Genomic DNA, 16970 nt, shown 5'->3' with positions numbered 1-16970 from the left:
ATCCCAGTACCGACCTCGGGTGACGACCCGGCCCCACGACGCAGGATGAACCGTGCACAACCACCACAACGGCCTCAAGACCACGCTGCTGCTCGGCGGCATGATGGGACTGCTGCTCCTGATCGGCGGCGCCCTGTCCGTCGGCACGCGGAACAGCGGCTTCCTCTGGATCTTCCTGCTGATCGGCCTCGGGACGACCGCGTACGGCTACTGGAACAGCGACAAGATCGCCCTGCGTTCGATGCAGGCCTACCCGGTCACCGAGGCGCAGCAGCCCGGCATGTACCGGATCGTCCGCGAGCTCTCCGCCCGCGCGAACCAGCCGATGCCGCGGCTCTACGTCTCCCCGACAACGGCGCCCAACGCCTTCGCCACGGGCCGCAACCCGCAGAACGCGGCCGTGTGCTGCACCGAGGGCATCCTCGGCCTGCTCAACGAGCGGGAGTTGCGCGGCGTGCTCGGCCACGAGCTGATGCACGTGTACAACCGCGACATCCTCACCTCGTCGGTGGCCGCCGCGATCGCCGGCGTCATCACCTCGCTCGCCCAGTTCGCCCTCTTCTTCGGCGGCGGCCGGGACCGGAACGGGGGCAACATCCTCGCCGTGCTCGCCACGTCGCTGCTCGCCCCCATCGCGGCGATGGTCGTGCAGTCCGCCATCAGCCGTACCCGCGAGTTCGACGCCGACGAGGACGGTTCGACGCTGACCAACGACCCGCTCGCCCTCGCGTCCGCGCTGCGGAAGCTGCAGACCGGGACGCAGCAGGCGCCGCTGCCGCAGGACCAGAAGCTGGTCAACACCTCCCACCTGATGATCGCCAACCCGTTCCGCCGCGCCGGCGCCGGCGTCGCCGGTCTGTTCGCCTCCCACCCGCCGATGGACGCCCGCGTCGAGCGCCTCGAGCGGATGGCCGGCCGCCGCTGACCGCAGCGCTTCCGGATGCACGAAGGGCCCCGCACCACCCGGTGCGGGGCCCTTCGTCGTTGCCGGTATGCGTTCCGCTGAGGCGGGCGGCGTCAGCGGCGCTCGGTGTCGGCGAGGCGGCTGCGCACCGGGTCGTTCATCAGCCCGACGCGGGCGTGGCGCCGTCCGTAGGAGAAGTAGATGACGAAGCCGATGAGCAGCCAGACGACGAATCGGATCCAGGACTCGACCGTCAGGTTGAGCATCAGGTAGAAGCACAGCACGGCCGCGATGATGGGCAGCACGGGCGACCAGGGCACCCGGTAGCCGCGCGGCAGCTCCGGCCGCTTCCTGCGCAGGACGACGACGCCGACGCTCACGAGCACGAACGCCGAGAGCGTGCCGATGTTGATCATCTCCTCGAGCCAGGAGACGTCCGTCAGGGCCGCGATCAGCGCGACGGCGGCACCGCAGATCAGCTGCAGCCGCGCCGGCGTCTTGTGCTTCGCGGAGGTCGCCGAGAGCCAGCGGGGCAGCAGGCCGTCCCGGCTGAGCGCGAGCAGCACACGGGCCAGGCCCATCAGCAGCACCATGATGACGGTGGTCAGGCCGATGAGGATGCCCACCGAGATGACCTGCGCGGCCCAGGGGGCCCCCACCTGCACGAACGCCGTCGCCAGGGACGGGCTCTCGGCCTTCGCCAGGTCCTTGTAGGAGGCCATGCCGGTCAGAGCGAGCGTCGTGAGGATGTAGAGGATGCTGACGAGGATCAGGCCGCCGAAGATGCCGCGCGGCAGGTTCTTCTGCGGGTTCTTGACCTCCTCGGCCGAGGTGGCGACGACGTCGAACCCGATGAAGGCGAAGAACACGAGTGCTGCGCCGGAGAAGATGCCGAAGACGCCGTACTGGGCCGGCGCGGACCCGGTCAGGAACGAGAGGAAGGACTGGGTCAGAACGCTGCCACCACCGGCGGGCGGCTGGGCGGGCGGCACGAACGGCGTGAAGTTCTCCGCCTTGACGAAGGTGAAGCCGACGATGATGACGAAGAGGACGATGCCCACCTTGATGATGGTGAACACGTTGTTGACCATCGTGGAGAGCTTGGTGCCGAGGATCAGCAGGACGGTGAAGATCGCGACGATGACGAACGGGCCCCAGTCGAAGGCCACCGGCCCGAAATGCAGGGTGGTCGGCACGTCGACGTGGAACAGGCTGAAGACGTTGGAGAGGTAGATGCCCCAGTACTTGGCGATCACCGCGCCCGCGGCCAGCAGCTCGAGGATGAGGTCCCAGCCGATGATCCAGGCGAGCAGCTCGCCGAGCGTGGCGTACGTGTAGGTGTAGGCGCTGCCCGCGACCGGGATGGTCGAGGCGAACTCGGCGTAGCACATGATCGCCAGGCCGCACGTGACCGCGGCGAGGACGAAGGAGACGCTCACCGCCGGGCCGGCGAAGTTCGCGGCGGCCTTCGCGCCGACCGAGAAGATGCCGGCGCCGACCGCCACGGCGACGCCCATGATGGCCAGGTCCCAGGCGCCCAGGGAACGTTTGAGGTCGTGCCCGGGTTCGTCGGAGTCCCGGATCGATTGCTCGATCGATTTGGTCCTCATGAGGCTCATGACCGCTCCCGCTGTGTGTCCGTTCCGATGATGATGCTCCCCAACGTTACGCGGGGATCGGACGCGACGGCGCACTCGGGACGGTGCAGTGACGACGTGGCCTCGGGGGCAGCCCCGGGTCAGCGCATGGCGGGCCGTGACGGTGCGACGGCCACGCGGAACGCCCGGACCGGGCACTCCGCCGCGGCCTGCTCGGCGCGGCGCAGGGTGGCGGGGTCGAGCGGGGTGCCGTCGACGCACGGGTAGCCCCACTCGTCGAGGGTGATCCGTTCGGGCAGCCACGCCGCGCACAGGCCGTGCGCCGCGCAGGCGGTCGGGTCGACGTACACGCTGTCCGGCAGCGGCAGCGCGCTGCTCACGACGCCACCTCGAGCTCGCCGGTGCCGGTCCCTGTGCCGGTTCCGGCTCCGACTCCGACGAGTGGCTCGACGGCGTCGTGCGCGTCGCAGTGACCCGCGGCGTGCTGCGCCAGGTGCTCCCCGAACACGGCGAGCGCCGAGGCCGCCTGGCGCACCGCACCGTCGGGATGCCGGCACGCCCCGCGCCCGGCGATCACCGGCAGCCGACGCGCCAGCCGCTCCCGGGCCGCTGCCGCGCCGGGTCCGCCGCCGGCGGCGTGCCAGTCCGTGGCGATCGAGGGAAGCCCGAACATGCACGGCCCGCACTGCCCGGCGCTCTGCCCGGCCAGGGCGTCGAGGATCTCGCCGACCACCGGGTGCGGGCACACGTCGGCCCCCAGTACGTGCACGAGGCCGGCGCCGAACGAGGCCCCGACGCGTCGCAGCCCGGCCGCGTCCAGGCTCAGGTGCTGGGCGTCCGCCCAGGAGACCCAGGTGCCGCCAAGGCCGCCTAACAGGACCGCGCGGGGCGTGACGACGGGTCCGTCGGCCCGGTCCAGCACGTCCGTCAGGCGCGTGGCGTCGTCCACCTCGACGACGCCGGGCCGATGCACGTCCCCGGAGAGCGTGAGCAGCCGTGTGGGTGCGGTGGCGCCGTCGGACGCCCACACCGCCGCGGCCTGGGCGACCGTCTCGACGTTCAGCACGAGCACGGGACCACCCGGATGATCCGCCCGCGTCATCGGGCCGACGTGGAAGGCGGGCCGCGCGGGTCCGCCGGCGGCGAAGGAGGCGAGGGCACTCGCCTCGCTCGAGACGTAGTGGTGCGGCACGTCGAGCACCCGCACCCGGCGGTACAGACCCGGCGTCGTGGCGACGAGCCGCCGCAATCGGTCCAGCGTCGCCGTTTCCCGGCTCGCCGCGAGGACGAGCTCGTGGGCGCCGACGGCCTCGGCGATCAGGGCGGCGCCGCCGAGGACGAGGTCGGGACGGCGCTGCAGCAGCACCTCGTCCTTGTAGACCCACGGCTCGGACTCGCACGCGTTGACGATGAGGCGCACGGGCGCGGTGGTCAGCGAGCGGAGCTTCGCCGCCGCGGGGAAGCCGCCGCCTCCGCGCCCGGTGAGGCCGGCGTCGGCGAGCAGGCGCAGCAGGCGGGGCAGGTGCCCGGTGCCGCGGGGGAGGGTGGTCACGTCGGGCAGGGCGCCGCCGGTGACGTGGGGGTCGAGCAGGGTCACGGGATCACCGCCAGGAATCGGAGGGGGCGAGCCGCCGGGCGGCGGCGTCGTGGTCGGGACGGCGGACGCGCCAGATCAGCGCGCCGGTGCCGGCGGCAAGGCAGGCGAGGCTCACCGTCCAGGCGAGGCCGACGTCGACGCTGCTAGTCGCGACCGTGTGGACGAGGGCGATGGGCCACATCGCGTAGGCGCTCAGGTGCACGGCCCGCCAGACGCGGGGGGAGAGCCGGTGCCGGAACGCCGTCGTCAGGGTGATGGCGAGCAGCAGGTCGACGGCGAGGGTGCCGAGGCCGACGCCGAGAGGGTTCCACCCGGAGGTGAACGGCACGACCGTGGCGAGCCAGCCGATGTCGACGTAGCCCTCGACGACGGCGCTGACGATGTGCGTGGCGAGGAACGCGACGGCGAGCAGGGAGAGCGTGCGGTGCAGTCCTGCGGGCAGCAGGGACGCGGCGCGCCCGCGGCCGGCGCGGCCGGACACGAGGGCGCCGCAGATCAGGGCCGCCGTGAACAGGACGAGGGCGAGCAGGCCAGTCGAGCGGGAGAGAGCCCACAGGATCTCGGTCACGACGCGACTCGCCCGTCCGTCGTCTCGGCCGCGGCAACGTCGGGCCCTGTGGCGTCAAGCACTGCGGCGTCGGGCCGCCCGGTCGTCGTCGTCGCGGGCCAGTCGCCCGTGGTCCGCACGAGGCGCTCGCCGTCCGGGCCCTCGCTCACCAGCCGGGCATGGATCCCGCGGGCCTCGAGCCAGGCGGGGGCCGCCGCCCCGAGCACGACGGCGGCGGTCGTGGCGGCGTTCGCCGTCAGGCAGGTGGGGGCGGTGGCGCTGACGAGCCGCCAGGTGCGCGGTGCCGGTTCACCGGTACGCGGGTCGAGGATGTGGTGCAGCCGGCGCAGTTCACCGTCGCGCTCGCGGACCTGCCACGTCCGGCGGGCGGTCGAGGAGCTGGCCAGACCCCCCGCGGTGATGGTGATGGCCGGTCCGGGACCGGGCAGGCCGTCGTCGACCGTGAGCTGCCATCCGCCCGCCGGGGCGGCTCCGGCCGCGCGCAGGTCGCCGCCGAGGTTGACGAGGACGCCGCAGCCGAGCTTCGCGGCGGCAGTCGTGGCGGCACGGTCGGCGGCCCACGCCTTGGCGCTGGAGCCGAGGTCGAGCTCGACGCGGTGGGGCAGCAGGACGCGGGAGGAGGCGGCGTCCGTCATCACCCGGAACCAGCCGGGGGCGGGCACCGGCTCGCGGTGCTCGGGCACTCGCTTCTGGACGGCGTCGAGGTCGCGGTCGTACCCGGCGGCGTCCATGGCCGTGGCGATCGTGGGGTCCACGGCGCCGTCCGTGCGCTGCGCCGTGAGCCGGGCCGCCTCGATGAGCGAGAAGAGGACAGGGGAGACCTCGACCCAGCGGCCGTGCGGCAGCTGGGTCAGCTCGGAGTCGTGACGGAAGCGGGAGCAGGCGACGTCCAGCTCGGTCAGCTGGGCGGAGACGAGGCGGCGGGCCTCGACGACGGCGCCCGGGTCCGTGGTGTGCACCCGGCAGGTGGTGCCGATGGCCTCCCAGCGGGCGGCGCCGACGTGGACGGCGGCTACATCTGCCACGGGCTCGGCCTCGGGACTGCTCTCGGGGTTCGCCTCGGGCGCGTCCGGCGTCTCGACGGTGTCCATCAGGAGCCGCCCGTCGAGCCCTGGGCGCCGCTGCCGCCGGACTGCGGCGCCTGGCCGGCCCAGGACCCGCTGGAGCTGCCGCTGTTGGAGGAGCTGCTGCTGCTGCTGCCGGATCCGGTGCTGCTCGATCCGTCGCTGCCGGTGCTGCTGCCCGATCCGCTCGAGTTCGAGGTGCCGGAGGTCGTGGACGAGACGGACGATGACGGGGTCGCGACGGCGTCCTGCGCCCAGACGGCCGTGAGGGTCGCGGCGGTGGCGATCGAGCCGGCGCCGACCGCGAGCGTCACGACCCGGCGGGCGAAGAGGGCGCGGTTGCGGGAGCGGACGCGGCCAGAGGCCGAGCGATCAGGGGCCGAACGATCAGAGGCCGAGAGATCGGGGCGGGGCGGGAGGTGACCCGAGGACGGTGCATCGGTGATGGGGAGTCGGGAGGTATCCATGCCTCCACGATCGGAGCCGCGGCTGTGCCGCGTCTGTGTCGCCTCGACGGGCGCCCTGTGAGGTGCGGATCACGCCGTCGCGCGGTTCCGCGTGCAGGACCGGTGGACCCGTGGGTCAGCGGTAGTTGATGAACTGCAGGTCGACGTCGAGGTCGGCGCCCTTGAGCAGCGCGATCACGGACTGCAGGTCGTCGCGGGACTTGGAGGAGACCCGCAGCTCGTCGCCCTGGATCTGCGCCTTCGTCCCCTTGGGGCCCTCGTCGCGGATCAGCTTGGTGATCTTCTTCGCCGCGTCCTGCGCGATGCCCTCCTTGATGGACGCCTCGATCCGGTACTCCTTCCCGGACGCGAACGGGTCGCCGGCGTCGAGCGACTTCAGGGAGATGCCCCGCTTGACCAGCTTCGACTCGAAGACGTCCAGCACCGCCTTGACGCGCTCCTCGGCGTTGGCCTTCATGAGGATCTTCTCGCCGCTGAAGTCGATCTCGGCACCGACGCCCTTGAAGTCGTACCGCTGGGCGATCTCCTTCTGCGCCTGGTTCAGCGCGTTGGCGACCTCCTGCTTGTCGACCTTGCTGACGACGTCGAACGAGGACTCGGAAGCCATGGTGCACTCCTGCGGTTGACGGGATGGGTCCGCCCACCAGCGTAGTGCGGCCGTTACCGGTTCGTGGCTCGACTCTCAGCCACCACCAAGCCACCGCTCATAGCCTGCTCACGCACGATCAACACGATGGAGTGATGATGAACGACGACCTGCCCGGCCCGGACCCCGGTCCCGGCGAACTGGACGGACCCCTACGCCGGCGGATACCGGTCCTGCCGGGCGTGCACGACGAGCTCAGCAGGGCAGTCCGCTTCGGGCAGGTGACCCAGGAGCAGGCCGATCGCTTCGAGCAGCAGCTGGCCCGCCTCAGCCATCACGGCGTCTGACCCGGCGCCCGTCGTCCCGATTCGGCCAAACCCGGTTCCGCCTTGTATTGTTCTATTGCTCTCCCTCGAGGAGAGCGGCCCACCACCGGATGGGCGCGCGAGGCAGGTTACCCGAGCGGCCAAAGGGGGCTGACTGTAAATCAGCTGGCATTGCCTACGGGGGTTCGAATCCCTCACCTGCCACCCTCGCCACCACGACCCTCGATCGCTGTGATCGGGGGTCGTCGTGTATCCGGGGTCGCTCGCAGCAACCGTGCCCCTCATCGAGAGACAGGTGCCCACGCCATGGCCGAACCACGGAAGTCCGAGGACTCACCGCACGACGCCGCGCTGCCGGCCGACCGGATGGACCTGGCCGACGACCTGCGGCAGGGGTTGCGGCACGCGGTCTACCTGATGCGCGGGCTCGACGCGGACGGCGACTGGTCCACGGCCCAGGTGGGACTGCTCAACATGCTGGCGGAGGCGCCCCTGCGCATGAGCGGCATCGCCGCCCGCGCCGGGATCAAGGTCCCCAGCGCCACCGACCTTGTCAGCAGGCTGGAGAAGGCCGGCATGGTCGCCCGGGCCGCCGACCCCGAGGACGCGCGAGCGGTGCTCGTCCGGCTGACGGACACGGGCCGCGCTACCCTCGACGGCGTGAATGCGAGCCGTAACGCCTACCTCGCGCGGCGGCTGGACCGCCTCGACGCCGAGGACCGCGAGGCCCTGCGCCGATCCGTCCCGGCACTGGAACGCCTCGTCAACCTGCGCGACGACCCCCGCTGACCGGCCGGCTGGCCCGCCCGGGCACTCGCCGCGTCACTCACCGGTCAGCGAACACCGTTGGCCACGACGGGCCGTGGCCGCTAGCGTGAAACCCATGAGTACCGTCACCGTCACGAACGACACGCTCGCCGAGACCATCGAGGGCAACGACATCGTGCTGCTGGACTTCTGGGCCGACTGGTGCGGCCCGTGCAAGCAGTTCGCGCCCGTGTTCGACGCCGCCTCCACCGAGAACCAGGACATCGTGTTCGGGAAGGTGGACACCGAGGCGGAGCAGCAGCTGGCTGCCGCGGCCGGCATCACGTCGATCCCGACGCTCATGGCGTTCCGGGAGAAGGTCATGGTCTTCAACCAGGCCGGCGCCCTCGACAAGGGCTCCCTCGACCAGCTGATCGCCGCCGTCAAGGGCCTCGACATGAACGAGGTCCACGCCGCCGTCGCACAGCAGCAGGCGCAGGCCGAGGCCCAGGCGCAGCAGCAGGCCGGTGCCCCGTCCGCCGACGGCACCGCCCATCGGACCGGAACCTCGGACGACCCGGCCAACCTCGGCCCCCTCGCCTGACGGGTCATCACCCCGGTCGACCGACTGAGACGGCCCGGACGCTTCGGCGTCCGGGCCGTCGTCATGCCCGGGGTGGTCCGGGAGAGTCCGCTCAGTGGAAGCGGTGCTCCGCCGGGGCGAGTCGAGGGTGGAAGCGGGGGCGACGGAAGCCTGAGAGGTACATCAGCCGGACGACCCGCTGCCGGTGGCCCGTCCACGGCTCGAGGATCTGCATCATGCCGGCGTCGTCGACGGCGGCGCCCGTGAAGGCCCAGCCGACGTCCTTGGCGAGGTGGAAGTCGCCGATGCTGACGGCGTCCGGGTCGCCGTGGGTGCGCTGGGTCGTCTCAGCGGCGGTCCACGGTCCGATGCCGGGGATCGACGTGAGCTTGGCCACCAGCTCGTGGCCGCACGGGAGCGCCGCCAGGCGCTCGACGGCGCTGGCCCGCTGCGCCAGGCGCAGGATCGTGGTGGACCGGCTGTTGTCGACCCCGGCGCGGTGCCAGTGCCAGGACGGAACCCGGCGCCACTGCTCACCCGTCGGCGGCACGGTCAGACCGGTGGGGACCGGGCCGGGCGCCGGGGTGCCGAACCGGGACACCAGGTACTGCCAGGCCCGTTTGGCCTCGAGGCCCGTGATCTTCTGGCCCAGCACGGCGATGACGGCGAAGTCCAGCATCCGCCCTGCGGTGGGCAGGCGCACGTCGACGCGGGCGCGGCGGGTGCGGGAGATGAAGTGGGGGAGCTGGTCGCTGAGGCTCTCGTCGTCCAGGCCGGCCCAGTCGTCGTGCGCGCCGAGCAGGGCGGGCACCGCGGCGAGGGCATCGGCCGCGCCGGGGCCGAAGGCGCGGGCCTGCACGAGGACGGTGGGGCCCTCGCCGGCACCGGCTGCGTTCGCTCCGGTGGCCGTCCGCGCGTCGAGCCGCAACGACGCGGGCCCGCTCGCCGTCGTGAAGGCCATCCAGCAGCCGGCACCGCGACCGGGGTCCAGCTGCATGCTCGGGTCCTGGACGCCGTGCTGGAGGATGCCCAGGCTCGCCCGCAGGTCGTAGGCGCCGGGGATCAGGAAGACGGCCGCGGCCGCGCCGTCGGCGTGGGCCGCGTCGGTGATGACCCGCTCGAGCACCACCCGGTCGGCCAGCGCCCGCGGGACGACACCGGCGACCGCATCCGTCCCGGTCGCGCGCGGAGATTCCGCGGCGGCGGTCGGGGAGGCGGGGACGGTCAGGGCCATGTCCTCGATTGTGTCACCGTGCGCCGACAGAACGCGTCCGGCCGGCCGCCGGAGAGCGCCGGCGGACGTCAGGCGGGGCGGACCAGCACGAGTGCCGCCACGCAGGCGGCGACGGTCAGGACGGCGATCACGGTGCCGATGACGGCGAACCGGCCCCAGCTCACCGGCTCCCCGAGGGTCGTGAGCCGGCGGTGCCAGAGCATCGTCGCCAGCGACGCCCAGGGCGTGATGAGCGGTCCCACGTTCACACCGATCAGCAGGGCGAGCAGCCGGGCCGAGTCCGCGCCGGCGGCGGGTTCGAGCAGCAGGTAGGCGGGCAGGTTGTTGGCGACGTTGGCGGAGACGGCGGCGAGGGCGGCGAGCAGCGCGAGGGATCCGCCGTCGCGCCCGCCGGAGGCCGCGGACTGCAGGGCCGCGTCGAACCCGCGGGCGTGCACCGTCTCGACCGCGACGAAGAGCGCGCTGGTGAGCAGCAGGATCCGCCAGGGGACCAGCCTCGGGGACGGGATCACCCGGGTGCGGCGCGAGGTGGCCACCAGCAGGACGGTGGCGGCCGCGACGGCGGGGATCCACACGGGCATGCCGCTGACGAGGGCGACCATCAGGACGGCCACGGTGATCTGGCTGATGCGCAGCAGCAGGGGATCGGCGAACGGCCGCGACCCGGGCGCGGAGTACGTTCCCGTCACCGCCCGGCGGTGCACGATCGTGAGCACCGCGATCGGCACGGCACAGGCGACCACCGCCGGAAACCAGGCCTGGGCGACGAACTGCACGGGGGACCAGGCGAGCCGGTGCTGCGCGAGCAGGTTCGTGAGATTGGACACCGGCAGGAACAGCGACGCCGTGTTGGCCAGCATGATGCACAGCAGCGCGAACGGCCGCACCGGCAGGCCGCACGCCCGGGCGACGACCACGACGACGGGGGTGAGCAGCACGGCGGTCGTGTCCAGGGAGAAGAGGGCCGTCGTCACGATGCAGAGCAGGGCCACCAGCAGCCACAGCACGAACGTGCGGCCGCGGGCGAGGCGGGCGACGCCGTCGGCCACGCGATGGAACAGTCCGGCCGCCTCCAGCAGCTCCGTCACGACCGTCATGGCGGCGACGAACACCAGCACGGGAATGGTGCGGTCGGCCAGCTGCAGGGCGGCGCGGGCCGGCAGAGCGCCGGTGACCACCAGCAGGGCGGCGGCCAGCACGGCCGCCCCGGTCAGGACGCGCCCAGCCGTCACCGGCTCACCCGGCTCGTTGATCGCACCCGGGCAGCATACGGCCGGGTCACCGCGTCCGGTCGCCATGGGGCGGGCGGCGGACGTGGGCGTCCCGGCCGGCGACGAGACACGTCTCACGGTCCACGCGGGGCCGCGGCCTGTAGACTGGGGGTGTTCCCGTGGCGGTTCGCCCGTTCCTCGTGTCCCCGCGTCCCGGTTCCTCCCTCCCTGGTGCCGGACCTTCGATCCGCGGACATGCCCGCCCGTCCGGCCTCCGAGGTCGGACATGCGCGGGCCATCAGCCCGCCGGCAGCGTGCCGGCTCTGCACTGGCTCCCGAGCCCAGCCGGGTCAACGCCACCACCAGACGACGACGCCGCCCGAGACCGGGCTGGTGCTCTCCCGCGCTCACGAATGAGGACCATGTCCGAGGACACCACGACCACCGAGACCGCCACGACCCCCGACACGGCCACGGAGGCCCCCGTCGAGACCGACGTTAGTCAGACCGACACCGCCCAGACCGATCCCGCTCAGGACGACACCGACGAGAACCGGGTCCGCTTCACCGACCTCGGCATCGACGGCCGCGTGCTGGCCGCGCTGACCGACCTCGGCTACGAGAACCCGTCGCCCATCCAGGCCGCCACCATCCCTGCCCTGCTCGAGGGTCGCGACGTCGTCGGCCTCGCCCAGACCGGCACCGGCAAGACCGCCGCGTTCGCCGTGCCCGCCCTGTCGAAGATGGCCGAGCTGGCCGACGTGCACGGCCCGGCGTCGACCCCGCAGGTGCTGGTCCTCGCTCCGACCCGTGAGCTGGCCCTGCAGGTGGCCGAGGCGTTCTCCACCTACGCCTCCCACCTCGACGGGTTCACCGTGCTGCCCGTCTACGGCGGCTCCCCGTACGGCCCGCAGCTGGCCGGCCTGCGCCGCGGCGCGCAGGTCGTCGTCGGTACCCCGGGACGCGTCATCGACCACATCAGCAAGGGCTCGCTCGACCTGTCCGGACTGCAGTACGTGGTCCTGGACGAGGCCGACGAGATGCTGCGGATGGGCTTCGCCGAGGACGTCGAGACGATCCTGGCCTCCACCCCGGCGGAGAAGCAGGTCGCCCTGTTCTCGGCCACCATGCCGCCGGCCATCCGCAAGATCGCCGCGAAGTACCTGAACAACGCCGCGGAGATCACGGTCGCCGCGAAGACCACCACGCGGGCCAACATCCGGCAGCGGTTCGTGCAGGTCATGAACCCGCACAAGCTCGACGCGATCACCCGCATCCTCGAGGTCGAGCAGTACGACGGCGTCATCGTCTTCGTGCGCACCAAGCTCGCCACCGAGGAGCTCGCCGACAAGCTGACCGCCCGCGGCTTCACCGCCGCCGCGATCAACGGTGACATTCCCCAGAACCAGCGCGAGCGCACCGTCGACGCGCTGCGGTCGGGCAACGTCGACGTCCTGGTCGCCACCGACGTCGCGGCCCGTGGCCTGGACGTCGAGCGCATCAGCCTCGTCATCAACTACGACATCCCGCACGACACCGAGTCCTACGTGCACCGCATCGGCCGCACCGGCCGCGCCGGCCGCGCCGGTGACGCGATCCTGTTCATGACGCCGCGGGAGAAGTACCTGCTGCGCTCCATCGAGCGGGCCACCCGCCAGCCCGTCGAGCAGATGACCCTGCCGTCGGTCGACGCGGTCAACAGCACCCGCATCGGGCGCTTCGCCGAGCAGATCACCCGGACCCGGCAGGCCGAGGACCTCAGCGTGTTCCGCGACCTCGTCGAGGAGTACGTGCGCGAGCAGGACGTCGACGCGGTCGAGGTCGCCGCGGCGCTCGCCGTCATGGCGCAGGGTGGCCGTCCGCTGCTGATGGAGGAGCTCCCGGCGCTGCCGGCGAAGGGCCCCCGTGGCGGCAAGGACCGGGGCCGGACCTCCGGCCGTGGCCCGGGTGCCGGCAAGGCGACCTACCGGATCTCCGTCGGCCGTCGCCAGCGGGTCATGCCCGGCTCGATCGTCGGTGCGATCGCCAACGAGGGCGGCATCGACTCCTCGGACATCGGCGGCATCGACATCCGGGCCGACCACTCCCTCGTGGAGCTGCCGGCCGAGCTGCCCGAGCAGACCATGCGGGCGCTCTCCCGGACCCGGATCGGCGGCCAGCTGATCGAGCTGGAGCTCGACCGCGGGCCGCGTGGCGGCGGCAACCGGCACGCGGGCCGGTCGGCGCAGGCCGACGGCTTCCGACGCCGCGAGGACCGGGCTGACCGCAAGCGCGGCGACCGGCCCGACAACGGCGGCGGCAAGCGCTTCGACAAGCCCCGCCACCGCAAGGGCTGAGGGCCCTCCTCGCCCGGAAACACGCGCTCAACGACCCCCGCTCGAGCACGTCGGACGTCGATTTCGTCCGGCGTGTTCGCGCTGGTAAAGTAGTCGATCGTTGCCCCGATAGCTCAGTGGTAGAGCGCCATCTTGGTAAGATGGAGGTCCCGGGATCGATTCCCGGTCGGGGCTCTCACGGTTCACGCCCGCGCAGGTTCGTCAGCAGACGCGGCGCGGGCGTTCCCGTGAATGGCGGTGTAGCTCAGTTGGTCAGAGCGCACGACTCATAATCGTGAGGTCCCGGGATCGAGCCCCGGCACCGCTACTTCGAACACAGGCCCTCGGCGTCAGCCGGGGGCCTGTGTCGTCCTGTCCCGGACCGGCGCGGACCGGTTGACCGATCCGGGCGTCACGGCCCCGTCGGACGGGGCACGCGGCGACACCTCGTTCCCCACACCGTCGCCGGTCAGCCGCTCGATCTGCGCCGTGAGCCGGGCCACCTGCTCGGTCAGGGCCGCCACCTCGCGCCGCAGCGGCGCCTGCTCGTCCTCGACCTCCTCGACGATCTCCTCGCTGACCACGCGCTGCATCAGCCACGAGGCCATGGTCGCGGTGACGAGGCCGATGACGGCGATCCCGCTGATCATCAGGCCGACGGCGATCAGCCGGCCGATCAGGGTCACCGGGTACAGGTCGCCGTACCCGGCGGTCGTGATGGTGACGACGGCCCACCAGAGGGCATCGCCGAAGGTCGTGATGGTCGAGCCGGGGGCGTGCTTCTCCGCGTCGAGCACGGCGATCGAGCCGATCAGCACGACGAGCAGCGCCGAGGACAGGCCGTAGAGGAACACGCGGCCCTGGATGCGCGGGCCGATCCGCCGTTCGAGCATCATCGCGACGCTGATCAACCGCAGCAGCCGCAGGGGCCGGAACATCGGCAGCACGACGAGGAGGAGCTCGTGCAGGTTGCGGATAAACCACCGGGGACGGTCTGGTGCCGTGACGATCATGACGACGTAGTCGGCGGCGAACACCGCCCACAGCAGCCACAGCGCCACCTCGAGGGCCGCCCCGAGCGTGCCGACCGGTTCCTCGATCACCTGCCAGGCGAAGCCGGCGGTGTAGAGGACGGCGGCGACGATCAGCGGCCACTCGGTGGCCTGCCGCCACTGCGCCTGCGTCAACCGCCGGTGCCCGTCCATCCCCTCATGGTAGGACCGCGGCCGCGCGAGTGAACGGGTCGTCGACGCACGGCCCCAGGCTGGCCCACCGGCGCCGCGACGGCCCGTTCACTGACTATGCTCGATGGTGCCCGTGACCGAGCGACGTGAGGACCGCGACGTGCCAGTGAACCAGGACCTGCAGGGGAAGGTGTACCCGGCCACGCGTCCGTACGCCGTCGGGCGGGAGAAGATCGGCGAGTTCGCCCGGGCGGTCAAGGCGACCCACCCGGCGCACTTCGAGCTCGAGGCCGCGCAGGAGCTGGGCTACCGCGACGTCGTCGCCCCGCCCACGTTCGCGATCATCGTGTCCCAGCAGGCCGAGGCGCAGTTGATCACCGACGAGGACGCCGGCATCGACTTTTCCCGCGTCGTGCACGCCGAACAGCGGTTCACCCACCACCAGCCGATCCAGGCCGGCGACGAGCTCACCGCCGAGCTGCACGTCGACACCCTGCGGTCCACGCCCGCCGGCGCGATGGTCACCACCCGCGCCGAGATCGCCACCGTCGAGGGCGAGAAGGTCGCCACCGCCGTGTCGACCCTGATCGTGCGGGGGGACGACGCGTGAGCGTGACATGGGCCGACCTCGCGGTCGGGACGAGCATCGGGGAGCGCACCGTCGAGATCACCCGCGCGGACCTGGTCCGCTATGCGGGTGCGTCCGGCGACTTCAACCCCATCCACTGGAACGAGGACGTCGCGACGTCGGTCGAGCTGCCCGGCGTCATCGCCCACGGCATGTTCACCATGGGTGCCGCCGTCCAGCTCGTCGTCGACTGGATCGGCAACCCCGCCGCCGTCGTCGACTACCAGGCGCGGTTCACCAAGCCGGTGCCCGTGGCCAACACGACGGACGGACCGGGCGCGGTGCTGCAGGTCAGCGGCACGGTCGGGGCGCTCGACGAGGACAACCAGCTCGCGCGGATCGACCTGACCGTCAGCCTCGACGGCACGAAGGTGCTCGCCAAGTCCCAGGCACGGGTCAAGGTCTGGTGACCGGCCCGCAGCTGGGGGAGCTGACCACCCTGGGGACCGGCGGCCCGGCGCGCAGGCTCGTCACCGCGCGCAGCGAGGACGAGATCATCGCGACCGTGCGGGACGCGGACGCGGCCGGGGAGCGGCTGCTCATCGTCGGCGGCGGTTCCAACCTGGTGATCGACGACGCCGGCTTCGAGGGAACGGTGCTGCAGATCGCGAGCACGGGGCACCGGGTGGACTCCGAGGACACCTGCGGCGGCGTGTTCGTGCGGGTCGCCGCCGGGCACTCGTGGGACGACCTGGTGGAGTTCACCGTGCTGCACGCCTGGTCCGGGCTCGAGGCGCTCTCCGGCATTCCCGGGTCGACCGGGGCCACGCCCGTGCAGAACGTCGGGGCGTACGGCACGGACGTCTCCGCGACGATCGCGAGCGTGCGGTGCTGGGACCGGGAGACCGACGCCGTCCGCACCCTCTTCAACCACGACCTCGCCTTCGGCTACCGGGACTCGCTGCTCAAGCGCACGACGGCGGACGGCTCGCCCCGCTACGTCGTGCTGACCGTCGACTTCCAGCTCGCGCTGGGGCGGATGAGCGTGCCGATCCGGTACGCCGAACTGGCCCGGGCGCTCGACGTCGAGGTCGGCGCCAAGGCGTACGCCACCGATGTGCGGCGCGCGGTGCTGCGCCTGCGCGCCGGCAAGGGCATGGTGCTCGACCCCGCGGACCGGGACACGTACAGCACGGGCTCCTTCTTCACCAACCCGATCGTCGACGAGGGCAGCGCCGCGGCGCTGCCCGAGGACGCGCCCCGCTACCCGGCCGCCGACGGCATGGTCAAGCTCAGCGCGGCCTGGCTCATCGACCGGGCCGGATTCGGCAAGGGGTTCGGGCTGCCGGGAACACCGGGGGAGGAGCTCGCCGACGGGCGGGCGAGCCTGTCCACCAAGCACACCCTCGCGGTGACCAACCGGGGCGGCGCGACCACGGCGGACGTGCTCGCCGTCGCGCGGGCGGTGCGCGACGGGGTGCGGGACCGGTTCGGCATCGAGCTGCATCCCGAGCCGCTGCTGATCGGCACCACGCTCTAGCGCCCACCCCTCCGGCACTCATCGCGCTACCGGTACCGCGAGATGCGGACCGACGCGAGCGCCTCCCGGATCCGGGCGATGTCGCCGGCGTGGGCCGTCACGTCGAGCAGGCCGCGGCTGCGCAGCCACTGGACGAGCCGCCACACCTGGGTCAGCCGCGCGCGACGCACCGCGGTGGGGGACGGGGTGGCGGCGATGAAGCCGGGCAGCAGGCTCAGCAGCCGGTCCGCCGGCAGGAGGCGGGCGAGCGGCTCGGCGGTGCCGAGGTCCCGCTCGAGCTCGACCAGGACGCGTTCGTCCGGTAGCAGCGCCTCGGCGCCGTCGGTGTCGATCCAGTGGCGCAGGGCGGCGTCGACGGCCACGATCCGCCGGGCCGCGGGCAAGGTCCTGCCGCCGAGGCAGGAGACGACGAACCCGTGCAGCGCGTCGTCGATGGTGCGGTACTCCATGACGACAGCGTGGACCCCGCCACCGACAG

At 72.4% G+C, this 16970-nt stretch carries 19 protein-coding genes and 3 tRNA genes; 11 read left to right on the top strand and 11 right to left on the bottom strand.

All coding sequences use genetic code 11. From position 1 onward, the window contains the following. The first annotated feature begins 52 nt into the window (after positions 1-52). Positions 53-925, top strand: coding sequence for a zinc metalloprotease HtpX (htpX, locus tag V6N00_RS01580; protein WP_334230314.1), 873 nt, complete (start codon positions 53-55; stop codon positions 923-925). A 92-nt stretch (positions 926-1017) separates the two neighbouring features. On the opposite strand, the gene V6N00_RS01575 is transcribed toward htpX, so the two are convergent. From V6N00_RS01575 to V6N00_RS01545, 7 genes are all read right to left on the bottom strand, one after another. Beyond that, the gene (locus V6N00_RS01575; protein WP_334230313.1) at positions 1018-2523 is read right to left on the bottom strand and encodes an APC family permease; all 1506 of its coding nucleotides are present in this window, start codon (positions 2521-2523) and stop codon (positions 1018-1020) included. 119 nt (positions 2524-2642) lie between these two features. Further along, positions 2643-2882, bottom strand: coding sequence for a ferredoxin (locus V6N00_RS01570; protein WP_334230312.1), 240 nt, complete (start codon positions 2880-2882; stop codon positions 2643-2645). Beyond that, the gene (locus V6N00_RS01565) at positions 2879-4099 is read right to left on the bottom strand and encodes an NADH-ubiquinone oxidoreductase-F iron-sulfur binding region domain-containing protein (protein WP_334230311.1); all 1221 of its coding nucleotides are present in this window, start codon (positions 4097-4099) and stop codon (positions 2879-2881) included. The genes V6N00_RS01570 and V6N00_RS01565 overlap by 4 nt, the downstream gene beginning before the upstream one ends. Positions 4100-4103: 4 nt before the next feature. After that, a complete protein-coding gene (locus V6N00_RS01560; RefSeq protein WP_334230310.1) occupies positions 4104-4667 on the bottom strand; it encodes a ferric reductase-like transmembrane domain-containing protein in 564 nt (187 codons plus the stop codon). Continuing rightward, on the bottom strand, positions 4664-5758 hold the full coding sequence (locus V6N00_RS01555; protein WP_334230309.1) for an FAD:protein FMN transferase: 1095 nt from the start codon (positions 5756-5758) through the stop codon (positions 4664-4666). Before V6N00_RS01555 ends, V6N00_RS01560 begins: the two co-directional genes overlap by 4 nt. Then, positions 5758-6198: a hypothetical protein gene (locus V6N00_RS01550; protein ID WP_334230308.1), complete on the bottom strand. Its 441-nt coding sequence runs from the start codon at positions 6196-6198 to the stop codon at positions 5758-5760. Before V6N00_RS01550 ends, V6N00_RS01555 begins: the two co-directional genes overlap by 1 nt. Before the next feature lie 115 nt (positions 6199-6313). Continuing rightward, positions 6314-6805 (bottom strand): YajQ family cyclic di-GMP-binding protein, encoded by a 492-nt coding sequence (locus V6N00_RS01545; RefSeq protein ID WP_334230307.1) that lies wholly within the window; start codon positions 6803-6805, stop codon positions 6314-6316. Positions 6806-6939: 134 nt separating this feature from the next. Between V6N00_RS01545 and V6N00_RS01540 the strand changes: the two genes are divergently transcribed. The 4 genes from V6N00_RS01540 to trxA all read left to right on the top strand — a co-directional run bounded on the left by V6N00_RS01540 (position 6940) and on the right by trxA (position 8461). Further along, positions 6940-7131, top strand: a complete 192-nt coding sequence (locus tag V6N00_RS01540; RefSeq protein ID WP_334230306.1) for a hypothetical protein — start codon at positions 6940-6942, stop codon at positions 7129-7131. A 101-nt stretch (positions 7132-7232) separates the two neighbouring features. Next, positions 7233-7314 (top strand) — tRNA-Tyr (locus V6N00_RS01535). Positions 7315-7416: 102 nt separating this feature from the next. Then, positions 7417-7899, top strand: coding sequence for a MarR family winged helix-turn-helix transcriptional regulator (locus V6N00_RS01530; protein ID WP_334230305.1), 483 nt, complete (start codon positions 7417-7419; stop codon positions 7897-7899). A 94-nt stretch (positions 7900-7993) separates the two neighbouring features. Beyond that, entirely contained in the window at positions 7994-8461 is a 468-nt protein-coding gene (trxA, locus tag V6N00_RS01525) for a thioredoxin (protein WP_334230304.1), read from the top strand. Between the two features lie 91 nt (positions 8462-8552). Here the strand turns inward: trxA and V6N00_RS01520 are convergent, their stop codons facing one another. Then, entirely contained in the window at positions 8553-9674 is a 1122-nt protein-coding gene (locus V6N00_RS01520) for a DNA-3-methyladenine glycosylase family protein (protein WP_334230303.1), read from the bottom strand. A gap of 68 nt (positions 9675-9742) precedes the next feature. After that, positions 9743-10906, bottom strand: coding sequence for an SLC13 family permease (locus V6N00_RS01515; protein WP_334230302.1), 1164 nt, complete (start codon positions 10904-10906; stop codon positions 9743-9745). Positions 10907-11307: 401 nt separating this feature from the next. Between V6N00_RS01515 and V6N00_RS01510 the strand changes: the two genes are divergently transcribed. The 3 genes from V6N00_RS01510 (at position 11308) to V6N00_RS01500 (ending at position 13528) form a co-directional block, all read left to right on the top strand. Beyond that, positions 11308-13221, top strand: a complete 1914-nt coding sequence (locus V6N00_RS01510) for a DEAD/DEAH box helicase (RefSeq protein ID WP_334230301.1) — start codon at positions 11308-11310, stop codon at positions 13219-13221. A gap of 102 nt (positions 13222-13323) precedes the next feature. After that, positions 13324-13395: transfer RNA gene (locus V6N00_RS01505), tRNA-Thr, on the top strand. Between the two features lie 59 nt (positions 13396-13454). Next, positions 13455-13528: transfer RNA gene (locus V6N00_RS01500), tRNA-Met, on the top strand. Between the two features lie 22 nt (positions 13529-13550). Here V6N00_RS01500 and V6N00_RS01495 read toward each other — a convergent pair. Then, positions 13551-14405 (bottom strand): potassium channel family protein, encoded by an 855-nt coding sequence (locus tag V6N00_RS01495; RefSeq protein ID WP_334230300.1) that lies wholly within the window; start codon positions 14403-14405, stop codon positions 13551-13553. A 139-nt stretch (positions 14406-14544) separates the two neighbouring features. Here V6N00_RS01495 and V6N00_RS01490 point away from each other — a divergent pair, with 139 nt between their 5' ends. Genes V6N00_RS01490 through V6N00_RS01480 form a run of 3 tightly spaced genes read left to right on the top strand, consistent with a single transcriptional unit; the run spans position 14545 to position 16492 of the window. After that, positions 14545-14994 carry an FAS1-like dehydratase domain-containing protein gene (locus V6N00_RS01490; protein WP_334230731.1) on the top strand — a complete coding sequence of 150 codons (450 nt, stop codon included), beginning with the start codon at positions 14545-14547 and terminating at the stop codon, positions 14992-14994. Continuing rightward, positions 14991-15422, top strand: coding sequence for a MaoC family dehydratase (locus V6N00_RS01485; RefSeq protein ID WP_334230299.1), 432 nt, complete (start codon positions 14991-14993; stop codon positions 15420-15422). Before V6N00_RS01490 ends, V6N00_RS01485 begins: the two co-directional genes overlap by 4 nt. Then, a complete protein-coding gene (locus V6N00_RS01480) occupies positions 15419-16492 on the top strand; it encodes a UDP-N-acetylmuramate dehydrogenase (RefSeq protein WP_334230298.1) in 1074 nt (357 codons plus the stop codon). Before V6N00_RS01485 ends, V6N00_RS01480 begins: the two co-directional genes overlap by 4 nt. 26 nt (positions 16493-16518) lie before the next feature. Here V6N00_RS01480 and V6N00_RS01475 read toward each other — a convergent pair whose 3' ends face one another. Further along, positions 16519-16941, bottom strand: coding sequence for a hypothetical protein (locus V6N00_RS01475; RefSeq protein WP_334230297.1), 423 nt, complete (start codon positions 16939-16941; stop codon positions 16519-16521). Between the last annotated feature and the right edge of the window lie 29 nt (positions 16942-16970).

It is taken from the genome of Tersicoccus mangrovi (assembly GCF_036881825.1).
In the GTDB taxonomy this organism is placed as follows: Bacteria; Actinomycetota; Actinomycetes; order Actinomycetales; family Micrococcaceae; genus Tersicoccus; species Tersicoccus mangrovi.
The sequence above is the reverse complement of the archived record's forward strand: the minus strand, read 5'-3'. Positions and strand labels throughout refer to the sequence as shown.